Annotated in this window: 21 protein-coding genes and 1 pseudogene; 17 read left to right on the plus strand and 5 right to left on the minus strand. The window is 50.6% G+C overall.

Features of this window, described 5'->3' with window-relative positions:
• Window positions 1–219 precede the first annotated feature (219 nt).
• Both ACTQ3V_RS07335 and ACTQ3V_RS07340 read left to right on the plus strand, forming a co-directional pair.
• On the plus strand, window positions 220–393 hold the full coding sequence (locus ACTQ3V_RS07335) for a DUF6472 family protein (RefSeq protein ID WP_441466946.1): 174 nt from the start codon (window positions 220–222) through the stop codon (window positions 391–393).
• A 12-nt stretch (window positions 394–405) separates the two neighbouring features.
• On the plus strand, window positions 406–963 hold the full coding sequence (locus ACTQ3V_RS07340; RefSeq protein WP_441466947.1) for a sugar O-acetyltransferase: 558 nt from the start codon (window positions 406–408) through the stop codon (window positions 961–963).
• A gap of 146 nt (window positions 964–1,109) precedes the next feature.
• Here the strand turns inward: ACTQ3V_RS07340 and ACTQ3V_RS07345 are convergent, their stop codons facing one another.
• Window positions 1,110–2,324 carry an IS110 family RNA-guided transposase gene (locus ACTQ3V_RS07345; protein ID WP_441466948.1) on the minus strand — a complete coding sequence of 405 codons (1,215 nt, stop codon included), beginning with the start codon at window positions 2,322–2,324 and terminating at the stop codon, window positions 1,110–1,112.
• A 607-nt stretch (window positions 2,325–2,931) separates the two neighbouring features.
• On the opposite strand from ACTQ3V_RS07345, the gene ACTQ3V_RS07350 reads away from it, so the two are divergent.
• The 14 genes and pseudogenes from ACTQ3V_RS07350 (at window position 2,932) to ACTQ3V_RS07415 (ending at window position 14,898) form a co-directional block, all read left to right on the plus strand.
• Entirely contained in the window at window positions 2,932–3,864 is a 933-nt protein-coding gene (locus ACTQ3V_RS07350; RefSeq protein WP_441466949.1) for an RNA polymerase sigma factor, read from the plus strand.
• A gap of 70 nt (window positions 3,865–3,934) precedes the next feature.
• The gene (locus ACTQ3V_RS07355; protein ID WP_441466950.1) at window positions 3,935–4,135 is read left to right on the plus strand and encodes a helix-turn-helix domain-containing protein; all 201 of its coding nucleotides are present in this window, start codon (window positions 3,935–3,937) and stop codon (window positions 4,133–4,135) included.
• A gap of 148 nt (window positions 4,136–4,283) precedes the next feature.
• Window positions 4,284–4,592 (plus strand): hypothetical protein, encoded by a 309-nt coding sequence (locus ACTQ3V_RS07360; RefSeq protein WP_441466951.1) that lies wholly within the window; start codon window positions 4,284–4,286, stop codon window positions 4,590–4,592.
• A 92-nt stretch (window positions 4,593–4,684) separates the two neighbouring features.
• Window positions 4,685–5,098 (plus strand): hypothetical protein, encoded by a 414-nt coding sequence (locus ACTQ3V_RS07365; RefSeq protein WP_441466952.1) that lies wholly within the window; start codon window positions 4,685–4,687, stop codon window positions 5,096–5,098.
• A gap of 72 nt (window positions 5,099–5,170) precedes the next feature.
• The gene (locus ACTQ3V_RS07370; RefSeq protein ID WP_441466953.1) at window positions 5,171–6,058 is read left to right on the plus strand and encodes a hypothetical protein; all 888 of its coding nucleotides are present in this window, start codon (window positions 5,171–5,173) and stop codon (window positions 6,056–6,058) included.
• A 78-nt stretch (window positions 6,059–6,136) separates the two neighbouring features.
• A complete protein-coding gene (locus tag ACTQ3V_RS07375) occupies window positions 6,137–6,466 on the plus strand; it encodes a hypothetical protein (protein ID WP_441466954.1) in 330 nt (109 codons plus the stop codon).
• Entirely contained in the window at window positions 6,463–7,053 is a 591-nt protein-coding gene (locus ACTQ3V_RS07380; protein ID WP_262396870.1) for a winged helix-turn-helix transcriptional regulator, read from the plus strand. Before ACTQ3V_RS07375 ends, ACTQ3V_RS07380 begins: the two co-directional genes overlap by 4 nt.
• Window positions 7,054–7,067: 14 nt before the next feature.
• A complete protein-coding gene (locus ACTQ3V_RS07385) occupies window positions 7,068–8,252 on the plus strand; it encodes an MBL fold metallo-hydrolase (protein ID WP_441466955.1) in 1,185 nt (394 codons plus the stop codon).
• Window positions 8,249–9,250: a 3'-5' exonuclease gene (locus tag ACTQ3V_RS07390; RefSeq protein WP_441466956.1), complete on the plus strand. Its 1,002-nt coding sequence runs from the start codon at window positions 8,249–8,251 to the stop codon at window positions 9,248–9,250. Before ACTQ3V_RS07385 ends, ACTQ3V_RS07390 begins: the two co-directional genes overlap by 4 nt.
• 404 nt (window positions 9,251–9,654) lie before the next feature.
• Window positions 9,655–9,972: a DUF3847 domain-containing protein gene (locus tag ACTQ3V_RS07395; protein WP_441466957.1), complete on the plus strand. Its 318-nt coding sequence runs from the start codon at window positions 9,655–9,657 to the stop codon at window positions 9,970–9,972.
• Between the two features lie 2 nt (window positions 9,973–9,974).
• Window positions 9,975–11,450 carry a MobQ family relaxase gene (mobQ, locus tag ACTQ3V_RS07400; protein ID WP_441466991.1) on the plus strand — a complete coding sequence of 492 codons (1,476 nt, stop codon included), beginning with the start codon at window positions 9,975–9,977 and terminating at the stop codon, window positions 11,448–11,450.
• 26 nt (window positions 11,451–11,476) lie between these two features.
• Entirely contained in the window at window positions 11,477–11,839 is a 363-nt protein-coding gene (locus ACTQ3V_RS07405; RefSeq protein ID WP_441466958.1) for a hypothetical protein, read from the plus strand.
• A 77-nt stretch (window positions 11,840–11,916) separates the two neighbouring features.
• A pseudogene (locus ACTQ3V_RS07410) lies at window positions 11,917–13,282 on the plus strand (recombinase family protein).
• Between the two features lie 140 nt (window positions 13,283–13,422).
• Window positions 13,423–14,898, plus strand: a complete 1,476-nt coding sequence (locus ACTQ3V_RS07415; protein ID WP_441466959.1) for a recombinase family protein — start codon at window positions 13,423–13,425, stop codon at window positions 14,896–14,898.
• A gap of 79 nt (window positions 14,899–14,977) precedes the next feature.
• Here the strand turns inward: ACTQ3V_RS07415 and ACTQ3V_RS07420 are convergent, their stop codons facing one another.
• Genes ACTQ3V_RS07420 through ACTQ3V_RS07435 form a run of 4 tightly spaced genes read right to left on the minus strand, consistent with a single transcriptional unit; the run spans window position 14,978 to window position 19,075 of the window.
• Complete coding sequence (locus ACTQ3V_RS07420) at window positions 14,978–15,628, minus strand: hypothetical protein (RefSeq protein WP_441466960.1); 651 nt, start codon at window positions 15,626–15,628, stop codon at window positions 14,978–14,980.
• Window positions 15,629–15,654: 26 nt separating this feature from the next.
• Window positions 15,655–16,734, minus strand: coding sequence for an alginate O-acetyltransferase AlgX-related protein (locus tag ACTQ3V_RS07425; protein WP_441466961.1), 1,080 nt, complete (start codon window positions 16,732–16,734; stop codon window positions 15,655–15,657).
• An 11-nt stretch (window positions 16,735–16,745) separates the two neighbouring features.
• On the minus strand, window positions 16,746–18,122 hold the full coding sequence (locus ACTQ3V_RS07430; protein WP_441466962.1) for an MBOAT family O-acyltransferase: 1,377 nt from the start codon (window positions 18,120–18,122) through the stop codon (window positions 16,746–16,748).
• A gap of 23 nt (window positions 18,123–18,145) precedes the next feature.
• Window positions 18,146–19,075 (minus strand): DMT family transporter, encoded by a 930-nt coding sequence (locus tag ACTQ3V_RS07435; protein ID WP_441466963.1) that lies wholly within the window; start codon window positions 19,073–19,075, stop codon window positions 18,146–18,148.
• 118 nt (window positions 19,076–19,193) lie between these two features.
• On the opposite strand from ACTQ3V_RS07435, the gene ACTQ3V_RS07440 reads away from it, so the two are divergent.
• Window positions 19,194–19,367, plus strand: a complete 174-nt coding sequence (locus tag ACTQ3V_RS07440) for a hypothetical protein (RefSeq protein ID WP_441466964.1) — start codon at window positions 19,194–19,196, stop codon at window positions 19,365–19,367.
• The last annotated feature ends 391 nt before the right edge of the window (window positions 19,368–19,758 follow it).

The raw sequence follows: 19,758 nt of genomic DNA on the forward strand, positions 1-19,758 counted from the left end.
GGATATGGCCCCCTTTCGACAAGTTGTTGTATAGCAACTCAACTTTAACCGATGTGGTCTTATCCTTCATCCTTTTTTATTCAACTGTCCAAGATGTATTGTACTCCTACACCATTTGAACCTTTCCACAAAATGTGTTATGCTTTTATCAGAGACAATGACCGGCATCCTAATGCCTTTTCATTTCGCACAACACCTGTATGATTGGGGGAAACCATCATGACCGGTACCTGTGAGGGCTGCGCGTACAACGTATATGACGACATCGTGGGCGAGCATGTCTGCGAAGCCTATCTGGATGAAGACGAGTTCTACCGCCTGTCGCAGCGCAGCGGCCCTTGTCCCTATTACCGCTCCGGCGATGATTACGAGCTGGTGCGCCATCAAAACTGAGGAGAGAGCAACATGACTGAACGAGAAAAAGCAGCCGCAGGGCTGCTGTATGATGCCAATTACGACCCGGATCTGCTGCAGGCCCGCGCGACAGCAAAAGATCTCTGTATGGACTACAACCAGTTGCGCAGTACCCAACAAGAGGAACGCCTGCATCTTCTGCACAAACTGCTGGGTTCCTGCAGAGAGGACACCTACATCGAGCCGCCATTTTTTGTGAATTATGGCAGCAACATCCGCATCGGGAAGGCATTTTACGCTAACCACAATCTGGTTGTGCTGGACGGTGCGCTGGTCACCTTTGGCGACCATGTGTTCATCGGTCCAAACTGCTGCTTTTCCACGGCCGGGCACCCGCTCGACACCGCACAGCGCAACGCCGGGCTGGAATACGCCAAACCTATCACCATCGGCAATAATGTCTGGATTGGTATGGGGGTGCAGGTGCTGCCCGGCGTGACCATCGGAGATAACGTGGTCATCGGCGCAGGCAGTGTGGTAACCAAGGATATCCCTGCTGGCGTTCTTGCCGTTGGCGTGCCCTGTCGCCCGGTGCGCGAGATTGTGTAAAAACCACGCCGTGTCATTCTATAAGTCTGCAAATAAAAAGTCAATAGGAAATTGAGAAAAATTGCAGACTCAGGAGGAGGCGAAAAAGGGTATAACAAAAAGACCGCCGCGCAAGCACCGGTCAAATTGAAAGAATATGGAAGTGGTCAATCAGTATCTTCCAGAGAAGCCAGATACTCCTTTACCCGCCCATAGTAGATACGCAAGAACTTGTTGGCTCCGGCTGTCATGTAGACCAAGTAAGGCTTACCCTCGGCTCGTTTCTTGTCCATGAAGCAGTACACAGGGTCATCCTGCGGCATGGTTTTCAACAGGCAGTCCATGACCAGAAAGAGTGCTTTGCGCAGTTCTGGCGGCCCACTTTTGGAAGCCCTCGTACTCTTTGCCTCATGGGTGCCAGACTGGTCAGCACCAGGGTCAACGCCCGCAAAAGCAGTAATGGAGTTTCTGTGGGTGAAGCGGGTCACATCTCCAATCTCCGCCATGAGCTGTGGGCCAAGGGAATCTCCCACGCCGCGCATGGCCATGACAACTGGATATTCGGGGAGTTGGGCGGCCAGAGTACGCATTTCGGCTTTGAGCCGTTCCAGAGACGCAGAGACGGCGTTCAGTGCGTCAATGGCTTGCCGTACTACGGTTTTGGTTAGAGCGTCCTTTGGAAGCATGGCAATCAAATCCTGTGCTCGAGCGTGGATTTCAACAACTCGGCTCTGGCTGAAGTTGTAACCGTGCCGCTTACACCATTTTTGGTATCGCTCGGTAAAAGCAACAAGGCTCATATTCCGCACACAGTCCACATGCCAAAAAGCCATGGCAAAATCCACCCATTTTTGGCTGCCATCCTCGCGGACAGGGCTGTCAAACAGATTGTTGACTCCGGGATAGGTCTGGTCCAGAAGGGCGATGAGGTTGTTCTTCATCATCGTCTTGGTTTTGGAGTATAGACCCTGCTGCCGGTTCAGCGTTTTCAGTTGCATACGAATCGTGTCCATGGGTGTATGTTGGCGCAATTCCGTCCAGTTGTCAAGCCCATAGCGGGCGATCTTCCGGGCATCCGCCTTGTCTGTTTTCACTTTGCGCAGGGTGTTGTTCCCATAGTCTTTTATAAGCTTTGGATTGACCGCGCTGACAAAGATGCCCTCCTCGTGGAGAAAGCGGGCCACGGGCTCATAGTACCGCCCGGTGTGCTCCATGACCACCCGGGTCTCGCCTTCCAGGCTTTTCAAGTAGTTTGCCAACTCCTTGAGTTCACTGCCGGTGTGGCCAACAGAAAACGGTTTTGCCACCACTTCCCCAAAGGGGCGGAGAACAGATACCATGCTCTTTCCTTTGGAAACATCAACCCCTGCCACATTGTTCATGCAAATCGCTCCCCATCGTAGATTTGTCTTTTGGCATCCAGCCTTTTCATCATTGCCTATCCAATCTATTTGATGACACGGGCGCACCGGTGTGGCGGCTCAACCTGCATAAATCGAACGCTGCGAATGAGAGACTGGCTGACGGACTTATGCTCGGACGCAATGGTCCTGGGAGGAATACATCAGGCCAAGACTCTCTCATTCTAACTGCTTAGGCAACAATACGAAAAAAGACACGGCTGGCTGCCGTGCCTTAACCCGCAAATATATTGTAATAGGAGAAATACAAAAAAACCTTTGCCCTTACACGGGTGCTCATAAGAAAGTAATTCCAGAAATTACGATTATGGCATCTGTCAGACGGGGTTGGTAAACGAGATAACGGGTATTCGGTGAAAACCGAGTACCCGTTATTTTTTTGCCTATGCGTGGAAGCAATAGATTTATTCACATTTTTCGTGTATAATTAACTCATATCTTTTCCATTCTTTTCATTCCGAGATTTTTTCAAAAAATCTCAAAAAATTTTGGAAACATTGGAACAATTCAGCCTTTCTCATGCCATATATAGTAGAGGGCTATTTCAAAACGATTGGAGGTGACGCCTATGGAAAAGCGGAAAAGTCCGAAAGGATTCATTGTGGTGCTGCCCGGTGAGATTATTGAGATACCGCAGGACAGTGATAAATCATGGTTGACCCTGTTTTACAGTCTGCCGAGGGAGCTTGCGGAAAAGTGGAAGCCCGCCTACGATCTGCCCCGCTGTCCCTATGAGGTTTTGCGGACGGACAAGTATGACCACATCGTATGTGACGATATGTTCAAGTTGCTTGTGTGGGACTGCTACGCATGGAGCGCATGGCAGTTTTTCCAAGTAAAAGACCGCAAAGGCAATTATCGTGACATCCCCGGAAACTGGACGCAGTACGCAGGATATTTCCCCTTGTGGCGGCTATCGTACAGTATCATCCCCTACATCCGAATGAAGTTTGAGCAGAACGGGCTTGGCTTCCAAAACCTTTACAACATCCCGCAGGGTGTGGAAGTGCCGTGGCTGACCTATCAGCAGTTCAGCAATCTGATCGGTAATGTCACCGACATGGTGATTGCAGAGCAGAACTGGCAGCCGATGATCGACGCGATCTGGGAAAACCGCACCGTAGAGGACTACGAAACCACAAGTAGCACCGTTAAGACTAACTTCATGCGGAAGTGGCATCACAACCGTTCCGGCAAGCCGATCTCTCTGGATGAAATGATGGAGAGCGAGGACGGGGACATTTTCGATGTGGCAGACCCCCGCAGCGATTTTGAGAACTCTGTTATTTCTGAAATGCAGATTGCTTCCTTTGCGGAAAGTACCATTACAGAGAAAGACCGGGAGATATTGAAGTTGCGTATGGAGGGCTACACCGAACAGGAGATCGCAGACAGGGTTGGCTACAAAACTGCCAGCGCAGTCCATAAGCGGATCACCAAGATCGCAGCCGCTTATGAGGGCTTTGTGACAGCGGAATATCAGAAGTATTTGGACAAGTAAACAAACGCAGAAGCGGCAGCAGTTACCAAAATGGTGACTGCTGCTTTTTCATGCCCGAAAGGAGGTTTTTATGAGCAGAGAACCGTTTGAAACCATGCCCGATGTGATGGATGCTAAGCAGCTTGCAGAGGCGTTGCAGATTTCCAAAGCGGGAGCATACAACCTTTTGAGTAGCCCGGACTTCCCAACCTTACGGATCGGCGGGCGCAAATTGGTGATGAAAAATGAGCTGGTGGAGTGGCTGAAAAGCCACACGAACAGAACACCATGAAAATGCAGTCAAGAGCTGGAAAAGTGGCAAATCAGTCGGTAGGACAAAGTGAAATGTACCCCGCATCGTTTTGGGCGTTTCCATCAAAAAATCGCAGCACTTTTCCAATTCAAGAGCTGAGAAAAAATCGTGAAGATCAGGAGGTTTTATGAGAACAGGGCTTACCAAAAAGCAAAAGACAACGGTGATCTATTTTGACGAGTATGGCGGTATGATCGAGGTGCAGACCCACAACACCGATCTCAAAAAGCGGCTGATGGCATTTGCGGCAAAGCACCCGCAATACTGCCGCCAGACCGACGATGACGAGCAAGGCGGTCTGACCTTTGAAATTGAGAAAGGACGGCTGAGCTTCCGACTGACAGCACCGTACAGTGAGGAACGGAGACGGGGGGCAAGCGAGTGGGCGAAGAAGAACGGTGTGAGAAAATTGCTGCCCGAAAAACATTATCAATAAAAAACAACAGAACATCTTGACTTTTTGAAAATGTAGAGTACAATAATATCAGAGGCGTGAAAATACGCCTCTGATATTAAGGGGGCTTACAGATGAAAGCAACGTATTCTGGCTTTATTACGGACAACAAAAACTGTTCCGGCTTTGAGTTCAATACGGATGCGAACAGAATATTTGATTTTCTGAACCAAGATGAGATCATCATTAAAATGGCTGAATATGCAGATCAAGGCAAACCAGCTCTTGCCGGCTGTGTCTTGGAGTTAGAACAATTTTATGAGGAAATGGATAATCCGACGATCGACTTCAGCGATGGGTTCACTCGGACTGTTGTCGGTCGCATGATCAAGAGCATCTTAAAGCCATTCGGGTATCAGGTTGAAAAGCAAAAGGATTTCCCGAAAAACCGGAAGGGAAAATATTTTGTTTCAGCATCTTGTTACAAGCTCGACACAAGTGAAGCAACCATGCGCATTGTGAAAAGAATTGAAGAAATAGAAACATAGTATTCCATAGTCGGTTGTCATTTTTTGACCTGAATCGTATTTATATAGAGAAATGAAAGGGGAATATGAATCATGGGACGAAAATATACCAGAACTGAGACGATTGCACAAATAGAAGAAGTCGCAAAGGACATGTCAACTTTTTACATGGCTACCTGCATAAATCATGCCGGAACGACTTATAAAGCCGATGGTGCCAGGTACTACACAGAAATCATTTCTGAGTATTTGTTGGAACACTACGATTTATTTGATCAGATTCAAAAAATCAAACGTGGGAACTACAAAATTGGCTCGCATAACGGAACAACGCCTCGCGAAACTTCTAACCGAAAGGAAGAACGAATCGCACTGGCTTTAGCCCAGAAAAAGGTACTGAACCCACTCGGCGAGGTCATCGATTATCAAGTTCCGCTGAAAAGCAAGCAAAGCGATCGAGCCGGTAAAATTGATTTGATGACTTTCGACGAATCCACAGGGATTTTGAGACTGATTGAGTTAAAAGCACCTAAGAGCAAGGAAACATTGCTTCGCTGCGTTTTGGAGATTTACACTTATTACAAGACGGTGGATATGGACGAGCTGTTAAGAAGTTACGGTTTAGATGGTAAGTGCAAGGAAGTTCGGATTTGCCCGCTGTTTTTCAAGGGAAGCACTCAAAACAACGAATATAATACATTAGGCAATCACGGAAACCTTGTTGGACTGATGGACAAAATGAGTGATGATGGCGTCAAGGTCGAGTTACTCCGGTTTCCTTTTGAAAATATCGAAACGGTATCACCAAGCACTTCCTATGCAAATGGTGTCACTGGTTGTGATACTCCTTGCACCCCAGGGGCGATCATTATCATTCCTACCGTAAAGAGCCCCAATGCCGCTCCGCTTGATTTAGAAGAAGTTCCTGACTGTGACACGGGAACGCCATCAAAATGGGAAATCGAAATTTTGGATTATTAGCTTTTCAACTCTACCACCCTGTTGTCGCGGCGGTTTGCTATACTGCCATCAAGAAAGACAGTAGGAGGACAATTTTTTATGGATGAGCAGCAAATAAACGAAAACAAAACCCTGTCCGGCGACGACATTGCCTGTCCCAACTGCGGCAGTCACAATGTGCGCTGCGTACCGTACCCCAAGGTGGAGTTCGGCGCATGGTTTATCCTGTGGCTGGTTGTTGCGTTCGGCGGGTATATGATCTCGGTGTTTATTACGATCGCGGGCATCGTGTTCTGGAGCATTGCACTGGTTATCCGGCTCAAGCAGAACAAGCTGGCGAAACAGTACATTCGGATGCAGTGCATCACCTGCGGGACAAACTTTGACGTGGCAAGAAGCGAACTCACAAAGGGAGGCGGCAAAAAATGAGTCGGGACTATCGTATCAATACCTTCGGTCTGACCGAAGAACAGAACGCACTCGTGGAAGATAATATCCCGACACGGGACTATGAGGTTTTTGACACCGATGCGCCGACCGACCTGATCGCAATCAACTGTGAGGTACTGATCATCTATGCCCCGGAGATGGACCAGGATTCCATCGGCATGATCTTCGATTACTATTCGCAGGTCAACGGCTGCACCGACGAAACCGTTATCTGGCTTGGAGAGCCCAAACCTCCAAAAGAGCTGCAAAAGTTTTTCAAATGCTACGATTCCTTTGATGCGATCACGGACAAGCTCAAATATCTGCTGCTCACGGCACACAGCAAGAGTAAAAAGGCGCACGAATACAGTGAAAAGTTGGTAAACGGGCTGAAAATCCTCGCCTTGATCCGGAGTCATCCTGGCATCTCCACGCAGAAACTGGCTGAGCTGACCGAACTGCCGCTGCGCAGTGTACAGCGCTATATTGCCGCCCTGCAAGCCACCGGAGAATGGATCGAATATGACCGGTCACTTCGAGGCTGGAAGCTGTTTCATGGAATTTCGATGCTCTATGGCGAGGTCTGAAAGGAGGAATGGGATTGAAACTCTGCATTCATCGTGGGACGCATCAGATCGGCGGCATTGCCGCAGAAATCTCCACGGCAACGACACGCATCCTCATTGACATGGGCGATGAGCTGTCCCTTGACCCCAATTTTGTCTCCGCTCCACTGAACATTCCGGGTGTGACCGATACCGATGGATGCTGTGACGCTGTTCTGTTTACCCATTATCACGGCGACCACACCGGTCAGATGCTGCGCATCCGCCCGGAGATTCCGCTCTATGCCGGGGCGCTGGCGAAGGACATTATGCTCCAGTCAGCAGAACATGGCGGGCATAAAAATGACGCACTCTCCGCTCGGATGCAGACCATTCAAACCTTCTCTCCTGGCGAACCGTTTCTCATTGGCGACATCCAAATCACACCCTTTTGTATTGACCACTCTGCCTGTGACAGCTATCTCTTTTTGATCGAAGCAGACGGCAAGCGTGTTCTTTACACCGGCGATTTCCGACTGCACGGTGTGCGCGGCGGAACGATGGACAAGATTCTGGATAGACGAATCGGCAAGGTTAATGCCGTCATCACCGAGGGAACGACGGTGTCCCGCTCGGATGGCGCAGTGGTGACAGAATGGGATTTGCAGAAGCGCGTGAAAACGTATTTGCGGCAATATAAATATGTGTTCGTGCTGTGCGCGACCACCAACCTTGACCGGATTTTTGCACTGGCGCGGGCAGTGCCCTATGGAAAATACTGTATCTGTGACAACTATCAGAAAACACTGGTTCAGACCGTCTCTGAGCATTGGGCCGGTATTTCGACATTTTATCAAATGCCAAAGCTGACCGTTTATGGTGACAACCTGCTTCCACGGTTTCAAACGTTGGGCGGTCTGATGTTTGTCCGCGCTAACCGGCAGTTTGAAGCCATGATCCGCCAGTTTGACCCGGCGCAGAGTATTATCCTCTATTCCATGAGGGACGGCTACCGCACGAAACCCGGCAGCACAATTCCAGACTTTCTGGCACTGACCGGCACTTGGGAACTGCTGCACACCAGCGGACACGCCGCACCGGAGGATTTACGCCATGTCATCGAAAAAGCAGATCCAGAAATTGTTATTCCCATGCACACCGATGCGCCGCAGAAGATGCAGGCCCTATGCCCCAACCGGAAAGTTGTCCTGTTGAAAGACGGGGAGGAGCTTAAACTATGACAAATGATGTTTTCTGTGTCGGACTGACAAGGACAGAGCTGCAAACATTAAGCGTACTGTTCCCCATCACTTTCCCCATTCTGAGCGTAGAGCCCGACGCGCTGGACGAGGATATGATCGAACACATCACAGATCAGGTGCGGTGCATGGTACTAAACCCGAAACGGCTCTCCGAGGAGCAACTTACGTGGTTTTTGTACGATCAGGATTACCTTCGCACGCACTATCACCCTGTACCGATTCTCCTGTTTTCAGACCCCATGACCCGTGAGCAGAATCGTTCGATTCCGATGCCGGAGTTCCCGATTCTGGTGATCGACCTGCGCAAGCGGATAGACCGCAACCGGAAGCTTGCGATCAAGCTGCTGCGGGAGTCATCGCTGCCATGCTGGCAGAATAGAAAGACTATGCACAATAATATGTTCAACGATGCATGGTATCTGATTGACATTGAAACGACCGGGCTGGATGTCTGGAAAGACCGGATTGTTGCAATCCGTTTTTCAAAAATGGCAAATTTCGAGGTGCATGGCGAAAGCACGATTTATATTCGTCAGCCGGAGCCGCTGCCGGAGAATATTACCAAGCTGACCGGAATCACGGATGATATGCTGGAGCATGGTGTTTCTTTGGAGGAAGCCATCGAGGAGCTGGACGCTCTCCCGTGCAAGAACATTCCGTTTATCTTTACTGACGAGGACTATACGACAGGTTTTTTGAACGCAGCGTTCCTTCGCTACGGCAAGGCACTTGACCGGCCGTATCTTGCAATTGACAAGCTGGCGAATATCCCGTTCGGCTATCTGATGCAACGCAGGGCACGGAACATTCCGTCGCTGGCCGACCCGGAATCGACCGAGAACCTGCTGTTTGATACTGAGCTTCAGGAGCTCTATGCGCTGACAAAGTGTACCTTCGATGCCCTGATGAACCGCTACGATGTCCGCTGCCCTGGGCAGTTCGACAAACTGTACGCAGCAGAGTTGAGTAACGTATAAAACCCTTTTGGAACAAAGGGCGCACTTCTATACAGGGGCAAGCCCTGTATGTGCGCTCTGCGAGGCAGACAGCCCGGACGATTGAAGTCCGGGCTGTTTTGCGTCACTTCGTTCCGAACAAGGGGCTGCACCCCTTGCGCCATCGTCGTCGCAAAGTCCGCTCGGCTCCGTTTCCGCCTTGCGGCGAAAACTGCGCTCACTCCCTTGCTCCTCCTCTCCCCACAAAATCATGCGATTTTGCGGGGACCCCTTATGGCTATCCCTGTGTACTTTGCGATTGGCGCAATTTGCTGATGCAAACAGCACCACTCACAAAGTTTTGAATATGTACCCATGACCGTTTACCGATTTTCGGTAGGCGGTCTTTTTATATCCACCAATCAAAATCAAGGAGGTCATACACTATGGCAAAACAGAAAACCATTCCCCAACTGGAAGCAGAGAAAGCGGAAAATGAACGCAGGCTCTCGCAGCTTCAACACAAAAAGCAGCAGCTTGAAAACCGCATCACCTACTACGAAAAAGGAGATCGGCGCAAGCGGGCGCACCACCTTATCACCCGTGGTGCAGCCATTGAAAGCGTCGCACCGCTGACAAAAGTTTTGACCGAAACCGAGTTTTACTCCTTTGCGGAAAAAGCCCTTGCTGTCCCGGAGGTCAAGGGCTTGCTCATGGAAGCGGTCAACGAACACAACCGGGCTGAACAGAAAGAGAGGTGTTAAATATCGCACTATATCATTTTCATGTCACACAAATTAAGCGCAGCGCAGGACAATCCGCTATTGCGTCTGCCGCCTATCGTTCCGGCGAAAAGCTGCATAGCGAATACTACGGCGAGGACAGCGACTACACCAAAAAGGGCGGCGTGATCTGTTCGGGAATCCTGCTACCGCCTCATGCCCCACCCTCTTTCTCTGACAGAGAAACACTATGGAATGAAGTAGAAAAAGCGGAACGGGGAAAGAAAGCGCAGCTTGCATACAGCTTTGACATTGCCTTGCAAAACGAGTTTTCCGTGCAGGAAAACATCGAGCTCGCAAGGCAATTTTTATTGGAGCAGTTTGTAAGTCGGGGCATGGTGGTGGACTTCGCTGTTCACTCTCCCGACAAGGAGGACGGCGGCATTTCCAATCCCCACTTTCATGTTATGTGTCCTATCCGTCCTCTGGATGAACACGGCAGATGGGGCAACAAGCAGCGGCGGGAATATTTACTTGACGAGCATGGCGAGCGCATCCGGGATGAAGCAGGAAACTATGTATTCAACGCTGTGCCGACCACCGACTGGGGCAGTCCCGACACCTTGGAGCATTGGCGGCAAGCGTGGGCTGATCTATGCAATCAGAAGTTTGCTGAAAAGGAACTGGACTGTCGTATCGATCACCGCAGCTATGAACGACAAGGCATTGACCAGCTTCCCACCGTCCATGAGGGTGGGACCGTCCGGGCGATGGAAGCAAAGGGCATCCGCACCAACAAGGGTGATCTAAACAGATGGATCAAGGTGACCAACGATCTGATCCGCAATCTGAAAAAGAAAATCTCTGCGCTGCTTGACTGGCTGAAAGAAGCCCATGAGGAATTGAGCAAGCCGCAATCTCCCAATCTGGCGCAGCTTCTCAGCGAGTATTACACCAACCGCAACGCAGGAGCTTGGAGCCAGAAAGCGAAGATCGGCAATCTCAAGGAGTTCAATGAGATCGTCAATTATCTCATGCAGAACAAGCTGACAACGCCCGAAGAATTGCAGGAGCGTGTGTCTGTTCTGAGTGACCACATCGACACCTTGAAAAGCTCCATGCGTGGCAAGTCTGACCGCATGAAAGAGTTGGACGAGCTTCTCCGCATGGTGCAGTTTTACACCGATGGCAAGCCCGTTGCCGACAAGTTAGCGACTATCAAATGGAAAGGCAAGCGGGAGCAGTTTATGTCCGAAAATGAAAATACACTCCGCCTGTATCACATGGCAGAGCGCAAGTTGAAGACATATTTCAAGGATGGCAAGTTGCCCATCACTGCATGGCGCAGAGAGCGTGACCGTCTGGAACAGGAGTACAAGACCGAACAAGCGGAGCTTTCACCCATCCATGCGGAGGTAAAAAAGCTCTGGCAGATCAAATATAAGGTGGAGCAGGTCATCCATGAGCAGGAGCGTCAGAACGCTGTTACACGGCAGAAAAAACAGGAAATCGAACACTAATTCTTACACAAATTCAGGAGGCACTTATGAGCAAGAAGAAACCATTTGAACATGAAATCGACCAAGAGCTTTTGGCAGAGATTGAGGAATGGGAGCAGCAGGAGCATGACGAGCCGGAGGGATATTACTTTACCAATCCCGACCCGTATCTGAAACCCGCACCGCTGCCGCCCGACCATCCCAGACACAATTTCTGGTTTGATGAGGACGGACACATCTGCGTGAAAAATCCATCCGCTTTCTGGCTGCCGGAGTTCACTTTGCAGAAAGAGATCGGCGGTACGATCTACACCGTTACAGGGAGCTATGACGGGACGGAAACGCTGGACAGGAAAATGGAGCGCATCATGGCCGAAAAGTTTACAGAAAAGATGGAGGATTCCGAATGACAAATTCACAGACTCTTGGTACAATAGAAGCAACCAATCCTGTACTGGCAGTTGCCCCTTTGAAGGAGGAAACAGAAATGTTACGGGCAACTGATAAAATCACCGCACTCTATTGTCGCCTTTCCGTAGAGGATATGAATAAAAACGGCGGCAAAGAGGATGAATCGAACTCCATACAGAATCAAAAAATGATCCTGCTCCAGTACGCTAAAGAGAATCGCTTTCCTAACCCGACCTTTTTCGTGGACGATGGGTACAGTGGCACGAACTATGACCGCCCCGGATTCCAAGCCATGCTTGCGGAGATCGAAGCGGGACGAGTGGCAGTTTGTATCACCAAAGATTGTTGTGGCATATGCGCCCTATGGCTATATGATGCACCCGACAAAGCGGAATGCCCTTGCAGTTGATCCTGACTCTGCTGCCGTTGTCCGGCGCATCTTCGACGAGGCTCTGGCCGGAAACAATACCTCCGTCATTGCGGATATGCTGAACGACGAAAAGGTTCCGACACCCGGCCAGTATTTCAGAAGCAAGTACCCTGACAACAAGAAGTTTCTCCGCATGAGCGAAAAGATAAGCTGGACAACCTCTATGGTTCACAAAGTGCTGGTCAATCAGCTCTATACCGGAGCAATGGTCAGTCACAAGCGGAAGTCCTGCGGTGTGGGAAACAGGCGGACAGTAGCCAACGATCCGATCATCGTTGAGGGAACTCATGAAGCCATCGTTAGCAAGGAAGAGTTTGAAGAAGCGCAGAAGGTTATCCGGGGTGGTATTAAAAATCCTGACCGCAAGGTCAAGGAATATCCGCTGCGGGGGCTAATCTGCTGCGGCAACTGCAAACGCGCCATGTATCGCGGAAAAACAAGAAACGACGGTATTTTCTTTACCTGTACGCACTCAACGCACGATAAAGATACTGACTGTGCGGTTGGCGAAAAGTACAGCGAAGCATGGCTGGAGTCCATCGTCTTTCATGCGATTGGGGACTATCTGGCACTGGCAGAAAAACAGGCGGTTCAGAACCGGGAGGTCGGGTATCTCAGGAAGTCAGCGATCACGGAATGCGCCGCCAAGATACGATCCTTGCAGACACAGACAGAACAGCTCAAGGGTGTGAAGCTGCGGCTGTACGAGAAGTACACTTCCGGCAGCATTACGAAGCAGGAATACCTCAAGCAGAAATCCGACACCGATGCCAAGTTAGCGGAGAACGCTGAGGCGATCCGGTTTGCCGAAGAACGAATGCGGGAGCTTGACTCTGAGCAGCCTTGTTCCGACGAACGGCTGGATGCCGTGTGCAATGAGTACCGGAACAGTTCGGCTCTGACCTATGAGCTGGCTCACGCATTTATCTCAGCAGTCTATGTCCACAATCAGGACAACATCGAAATCGTCTGGAAGTTCAAGGACTTCCTTTCAGAAACGGAGGCTGAGTAGGTTGATCGTTGCGGTCTACGCCCGCGTAGCTACCAAGGAACAGCTTGACGATAAAGATTATCCTGAGCGTCAGACAGAAATGCCAGAACGGCGGGAGGATCAGAATCCGGCTCAGACAAATCAATCAGGGGCTTGATGAGATGCAGCAAGCCGTTCACGGGTGGTTGTCCACCTATGAACGGCTTGTAAATTCTCAATATTTTTTTAGTTCCTACTTGACACAAGAAGACCTATCCAGACTGGGACGAAATTCCTCGCTGACCGGGCTTTATATCAACTTCACTTTCCCGAAATACAATGTGCGGTATATTGCCATCAACGACCACTTTGACACCATTGACCCCAACAGCACAGATAGCGATATTGCCGGTATCAAAAACTGGTTTAACGAATTTTTCGCCAAAGATACAAGCCGCAAAATCCGGGCTGTGCAGAAAGCAAAGGGTGAGCGTGGCGTACCGCTGACAACCAATGTTCCGTTTGGGTATCTTAAAGACCCGGCAGACAAAACCAAGTGGATCGTAGACGAAGCGGCGGCTGTGATAGTGAAGCGAATCTTCAAGCTGTGCATGGAAGGACGGGGACCGATGCAGATCGCCAAGCTCTTGCAGGAGGAAAAGGTGCTCAACCCCACCGCCTACAAGAAGCGTGAGGGCATCAAGGCACCCAGCCCGGAAACCGCTGATCCGTACCATTGGAACACCAACACGGTCGTTCACATTCTGGAACGGAGGGAATACACGGGATGCACTGTCAATTTCAAGACCTATACCAATTCCATCTGGGACAAGAAGCAGAGGGAAACGCCCCTTGAAAATCAGGCGGTTTTCTACGACACCCATCCGGCGATCATCGAGCAAGAAGTCTTTGACAAGGTGCAGGAGATCCGGCAGCAGCGTCACCGCAGAACGAAAACGGGCAAAAGTAGTCTGTTCTCTGGCATGGTCTACTGTGCCGACTGCGGAGCGAAAATGCGGTACTGCACCACCAACTACTTTGAGAAGCGGCAGGATCACTTTGTATGCGCTAACTACCGCAGCAACACGGGAAGCTGTTCGGCTCACTTCATCCGGGCGGTTGTTCTGGAAGATTTGGTCTGGATGCACATGAAAGCGGTCATTTTCTATGTGACACGGTATGAGAAGCACTTCCGGGAGGTCATGGAGCAAAAGCTCCGCCTGTCCAGCGAGGAAGCCATCCGTGGACACAGAAAGCGTCTGGCACAGGCCGAAAAACGGTTGACGGAACTTGACCGCCTGTTTATCCGCATCTATGAGGACAATGTGGCAGGGCGTATCACGGATGAACGGTTCTCTATGATGAGCAAGACTTATGAGGATGAGCAGACGCAGCTCAAAGTGGAAATTCAGAGCTTACAGCAGGAAATTGAAGTACAGGAACGACAGATTGAAAACTTGGAGCAGTTTATCCAGCGGGTACACAAATATGAGGATTTGCAGGAGCTTACCCCTTACGCTCTTCGGGAACTTGTCAAGGCGATCTACATTGAAGCCCCTGACAAGAGCAGCGGCAAGCGGCGGCAGAACATCCGCATTTCCTATGACCTTGTGGGCTTTATCCCGCTGAATGAACTTTTGAAAGAGGAAACGGCATGACCGAAGCCATGCCGTTTCTGCAAAAAACTATATTACTTTCTTACGACCCCCGCCCTTTCGGCAAAGGTTTTTTGTTTGCTTAAGCAACCGCTTCTACGGTTTCCACACCGTTTTCGCGGTAGGTATACACGGTAAATCCACTGTACGTCCATACGCCGTCCTCTCCGTCACCCATGCAGCTGGGCGAATAGGTCTTAGAACTGGGTGACCCGAGTGCTCCCTCCAGCGCAGAAGCAGAAGAGCCAATATAACCGGATGCCTGCGAAGCCGTCGGCTTAGCCGGTTCAGGTGTCGGCTCAGGCTGCGGAGCGGGAGCCGGAGTGGATTGTGGCTTGCTGGTTGAAGTATTACCGGACAAGCTGCCTGAGGAAGGCGTACCGGTTGTATTGCTGTTAGAAGAACTCGAACCAGACGACGTAGTGCCGCTTGACTGCGGTTTGCTGGTTGAGCTGCTACCCGTGCTCGTGCCGGACGATGCGCCGCCCGACTGCGGCTTGGACTGTGAAGTACTACCCGAAGTCTGGCTATCCGCGTCATTCTTATCCGCTTCAGACTTATTCTCTTCGAGGGTCACATCCTCGGTCTTGTCCTTGTTCTCCTCATCCGTTACCGTCTCAACGGTCTCGTTTTCCTGTTTATCCTCGGCTGTAGGATTCTGATTACCGCCGCAGGCTGCCAGGCTGGCGCACACAAGCGCTGCCAGCAGCAGAAGTGTTATTTTCTTTTTCATATCTTGTCCTCCCGGTTGTTTCTATTTTATTCGACGGATTCCGTCTCCTGATTGTTCCCCATATCAGGCGGATATTTGAGCAAATTTCCGAGATTTCTCTCAACAATCTCAACAATTACCGTATCGCCCGCCTGCACCTGTGTCAGCGGATAGGGCATTTGCCGCGTGATGACCGCTTCGCGAAAGTCCGCAGCCAGAAACGGATGCAGCGCGTTTCCGAACGAATCACGGCACAGGATCAAACGCCCGTTCTGCGCATGCTCACTCGTCGTTTGCATTAGGATATCCTCTGCCGTGCGCGGTGGCGTGACATAGGAAAAGTCAATTGCATACTGCTGTTGTGTTTCCCTCTCGGTTCCCTTAGGATACAGCATTTCATACAGGTCGCCACGGTGAGTATTTTTCGTTTTGTAAGAGGCTTGACCAAACGGCGTATACGGCAAACCGAGCGTCTGCATCAGAAAATCATGCGCAAGCGCCGCGCCGCGGTTGGACCAGTGCGAATCTGTGTGCAGATACAGCACTTCATCCTGCCCGGAGAAAAAAGTGAACAAATCAGCATAGTCAACTTCATATTCCTGCAAATATTTCGCAACAAGCTCGTAATTGCCCGGGGAATCGCTTTGCAGATAACGTACAGGCATATGCTCAGGATAGAGAGAATTCTTGTTGGGTGCGATGGTGAACACAAACCGCGCGCCGCGCGCCTGGCAATATGCCTGCATGTCCGCCACTGTCTGCGCAACCTGTCGCGCCTGCTCCTCCGTCAGCGTAGCGTGGTTCTGATAATCGTCGAGTGTTGCGGCATAGTACAACCAGCCATCCGAGCCGTAAATCACATCCTCTGCGGGTGAAGTAGCAAGCAGCGTGGTCTGCAAAGCGGCGTTCGCGGTGACCATCTCCTGCCGCAGTGCAAAGTGGTCGGCAATGTAGTCGGTCACCTGATCAAGCACTGCCGTATTCCAGCTGCCATCCTCGTTTCGTAGGACCGGCTTGGGCGACAAGCGCTCATTGGCAGCCGCTTGCGTCGGCGGCAAAAACAGCATACCTGCCGAGGGAATCAAGCAGAGCAGCACAAAGGCCGCAGTAAAAATCCGGTATTTCATAAGCAGCCTCCTTAGAACTGAAAATAGATAAATGGATTAAAGGTGCCCGCCGACAGGTTAAACATGCAGAGCACAAGCAACACCATCGCCCCTGCAAGTGTCAGCACCTCGTTTTTTGGCTGAAAACGTTTTGCGGTAGGAATACTGAGTAAAAGCGCTAAAAACAGCGTTAACAAGAACATAGGCGTTAATAATGAACACACGGTCACGGTTCCTGCCCAATGCAAGCCGATGCCGGTGAACATGGCCGAGAACATCGCACCCGCTTGCGCAAGAGACGCTGCGCGGAACAGCGTAAAGCCCAGCACGACTACCAGCATGGTATACAAATGACCCAGCACCCTGCCTTTCAGTCTCCGGGCAGGTACGATGCCACTGTCCTCAAGCACCGAAAACAGTCCATGCCACAGCCCCCACAATACAAACGTCCAATTTGCACCGTGCCACAGGCCGGTCGTGAAAAACACGATCACGCGGTTGACCCAAGTGCGTACCCTTCCCTTGCGGTTGCCGCCCAGTGGAATATACAGATAATCGCGGAACCAGGTCGATAGCGAAATATGCCAGCGCCGCCAAAACTCCTGAATTGTGGTTGCCGTATACGGATAATCAAAATTTTCAAGGAAATGAAACCCAAACATACGTCCCATTCCGATTGCCATATCGCTGTAACCGGAAAAGTCAAAGTAGATTTGTAAGGTGTAGCAGATCGCTCCCATCCACGCGGCAAACATACCGATTTCGCCCGCAGGCAACGCAAACACCGCGTCTGCCATTTGGCCCATCACATTGGAAATCAGCAGCTTTTTGGAAAGTCCACAGATGAACCGACGGATGCCCAAAGCGATTTCATGCGGTGTGGTCCGCCGCTGGTCTATCTCCTTTTCGATATCGTGATACTTGACAATTGGTCCCGCGATTAACTGCGGAAAATAGGAAATATAGAGTAAAATTTTCACAAAAGAGCGAGAAACGACCGACCGGTCACGATACACATCAATCACATAGGACAGTCCCTGAAAGGTGAAAAACGAAATGCCGATCGGCAGTGCAATACCAGTCATCGGTACTGACATGCCGAGCAGATCATTTATCGTACCAAGCGCAAAATCAGCATACTTGAACACTGCCAGCAGGCCGACTCCACCAACGACCGCGATGCCAACGCCTAACTTCGGATACTTACCCGCCGCCAGCAAGCCACACGCATAGTTGAGTACTACGCTAAGCAGCAGCAACGGCAAATAGACCGGCTGCCCGAACGAATAAAAAATCAGACTGGCTATGAGCAACAGCATGTTTTTTACCCGTACATTGGGCAGCACGCGATCGAGCACGAACACGACCGGCAGGAAGATAAACAAAAAAATCGCTGAACTGAAAACCATGTTATTTTTCCTTTTTCTCTTTATTATGCCTGCCCGCCCTCTGTTTTACTCTCACGCACATAATTTGCAATCGCGATACCGCCGCTAACCAGCGCCAATGCGCCCAAATTACGCAGCGTCAGGATTTGTTCTCCCAGCACAATGGCGGAGAGCAGCGCGCCAAACACCGGAATCAAAAAGCAGAACAAGCTGACCTTGCCTACCGGAAATTTGCCCAGCAGCGCCGTCCAGATGGTGAACGCCGCTGCGGACAGCACCACCATATACGCCAGCAGTAGTACACCTACCGGTGTGACCGCTCCCAATCGGCCTCCACCGAGCAAACCAACCACTAACAGGAACACGCCGCCCATCAAAAGCTGCCAACCGGTCAGCATCATCGGATCCCGTCCCGGTGTATAGATGCGGGAAACCAGCGCGCCTGCGCCGGCCGATACCGCCGACAGCAGCACCAAGCCGTCTCCATGCAGATTAAATCCGTTCAGGCCACCCAAACCGAGCACCAGCACCCCTGCAAAACCGCACAGGCAACCAACCACCTTTTGTCGGTTCATTTTATCATTCTGCAAAAACAAATGCGCGCAAATGAGCGCAAAAAAGGTCTGTGTGCCGGAGAGCACCGCACCTTTCGTCCCGGTCGTGCCAGACAAGCCAATGTAATAGCATACATACTGAATCATGCTCTGAAACAGACTGATCCAGAAGATCGGCTTCCATTCGCTCCGCACCGGAATAATACGGTGTCCCTTGATGCGCGCCACCAGCAGCACAAGCAGCCCCGCCAGCGCAAACCGCCATCCGGCAAAGTACAGCTGGGAAAATGGTGCATCCGATGCAACGGCAAACAGCTCATATCCTTTTTTGATACAGGGGGCGGCACTGCCCCACAGGGCGGTACACAAGACCGCAGGCATATATAACCGACGAAATAATCCTGTTGTTTGTTCCTTCATTTTCTTTTCCCCTTTTTTGACGTAAAACCAGTATAGCACTTTTCCCCTTTTGCACGCAAGCAAGGGAAATTTATCGGACACCTCTTCTGGTATTCTACTATCAGAGGAGGTGAACGGCATGATTTACAGTTGTCAAACCAAATGCTGCCACTATATTTTCCTTGGCAGTGAACAGCAGCGCACCTGTCCGGACTGCGGAAAGCAGCAAATCCAGCCAGCAACCGCAGCGGAACGTGCCGAGTTCTTCCATCGGCATACCGCTACCCTCGTCAAACGCCGCCGCTCCGGCTGAGCGCACAGCAAAAGACCTTCCGAACCGTTCCGGAAGGTCTTTTACATGCCATTTTCATTTGTCATTTCATTTCTGACTCCTCAAGGCAGCCACAGCAGCCACCGTAATGTTTTGCATTACTTGGCGATGTGACGCGCCTTGCGAGACATCGACTTGACGCGGTTCTGGTCCAGATCCAGCGTACGTGCTGCGACCAGATCATTGAAGAAACCCTTCATCATGATTTCGTCACGCTCCTTTTCGTGTATTATTTCTGAGATCCTTTCCTGATCTCTGCTATTATAATACACGGAGTGCGGCAAAAAAACAAGCGGCATGTTTTATGAATATCATACAACTGATATCATTTATTTTTGTGCAATATTTCCGATCTCTGTTAACATTTTGTACA

This window comes from Candidatus Agathobaculum pullicola (genome assembly GCF_052117205.1).
GTDB lineage: Bacteria > Bacillota > Clostridia > Oscillospirales > Butyricicoccaceae > Agathobaculum > Agathobaculum pullicola.

Excerpts from the sequence above, each read along its gene's own strand:
- ACTQ3V_RS07440 (WP_441466964.1), top strand. The coding sequence starts at position 19,194 with ATGATTTACAGTTGTCAAACCAAATGCTGCCACTATATTTTCCTTGGC.
- ACTQ3V_RS07390 (WP_441466956.1), top strand. The coding sequence starts at position 8,249 with ATGACAAATGATGTTTTCTGTGTCGGACTGACAAGGACAGAGCTGCAA.
- ACTQ3V_RS07395 (WP_441466957.1), top strand. The coding sequence starts at position 9,655 with ATGGCAAAACAGAAAACCATTCCCCAACTGGAAGCAGAGAAAGCGGAA.
- ACTQ3V_RS07415 (WP_441466959.1), top strand. The coding sequence starts at position 13,423 with ATGCAGCAAGCCGTTCACGGGTGGTTGTCCACCTATGAACGGCTTGTA.
- ACTQ3V_RS07340 (WP_441466947.1), top strand. The coding sequence starts at position 406 with ATGACTGAACGAGAAAAAGCAGCCGCAGGGCTGCTGTATGATGCCAAT.
- ACTQ3V_RS07380 (WP_262396870.1), top strand. The coding sequence starts at position 6,463 with ATGAGTCGGGACTATCGTATCAATACCTTCGGTCTGACCGAAGAACAG.
- ACTQ3V_RS07335 (WP_441466946.1), top strand. The coding sequence starts at position 220 with ATGACCGGTACCTGTGAGGGCTGCGCGTACAACGTATATGACGACATC.
- ACTQ3V_RS07375 (WP_441466954.1), top strand. The coding sequence starts at position 6,137 with ATGGATGAGCAGCAAATAAACGAAAACAAAACCCTGTCCGGCGACGAC.
- ACTQ3V_RS07355 (WP_441466950.1), top strand. The coding sequence starts at position 3,935 with ATGAGCAGAGAACCGTTTGAAACCATGCCCGATGTGATGGATGCTAAG.
- ACTQ3V_RS07365 (WP_441466952.1), top strand. The coding sequence starts at position 4,685 with ATGAAAGCAACGTATTCTGGCTTTATTACGGACAACAAAAACTGTTCC.
- ACTQ3V_RS07435 (WP_441466963.1), bottom strand. The coding sequence starts at position 19,075 with ATGAAGGAACAAACAACAGGATTATTTCGTCGGTTATATATGCCTGCG.
- ACTQ3V_RS07350 (WP_441466949.1), top strand. The coding sequence starts at position 2,932 with ATGGAAAAGCGGAAAAGTCCGAAAGGATTCATTGTGGTGCTGCCCGGT.
- ACTQ3V_RS07420 (WP_441466960.1), bottom strand. The coding sequence starts at position 15,628 with ATGAAAAAGAAAATAACACTTCTGCTGCTGGCAGCGCTTGTGTGCGCC.
- ACTQ3V_RS07430 (WP_441466962.1), bottom strand. The coding sequence starts at position 18,122 with ATGGTTTTCAGTTCAGCGATTTTTTTGTTTATCTTCCTGCCGGTCGTG.
- ACTQ3V_RS07360 (WP_441466951.1), top strand. The coding sequence starts at position 4,284 with ATGAGAACAGGGCTTACCAAAAAGCAAAAGACAACGGTGATCTATTTT.
- ACTQ3V_RS07345 (WP_441466948.1), bottom strand. The coding sequence starts at position 2,324 with ATGAACAATGTGGCAGGGGTTGATGTTTCCAAAGGAAAGAGCATGGTA.
- ACTQ3V_RS07405 (WP_441466958.1), top strand. The coding sequence starts at position 11,477 with ATGAGCAAGAAGAAACCATTTGAACATGAAATCGACCAAGAGCTTTTG.
- ACTQ3V_RS07370 (WP_441466953.1), top strand. The coding sequence starts at position 5,171 with ATGGGACGAAAATATACCAGAACTGAGACGATTGCACAAATAGAAGAA.
- ACTQ3V_RS07425 (WP_441466961.1), bottom strand. The coding sequence starts at position 16,734 with ATGAAATACCGGATTTTTACTGCGGCCTTTGTGCTGCTCTGCTTGATT.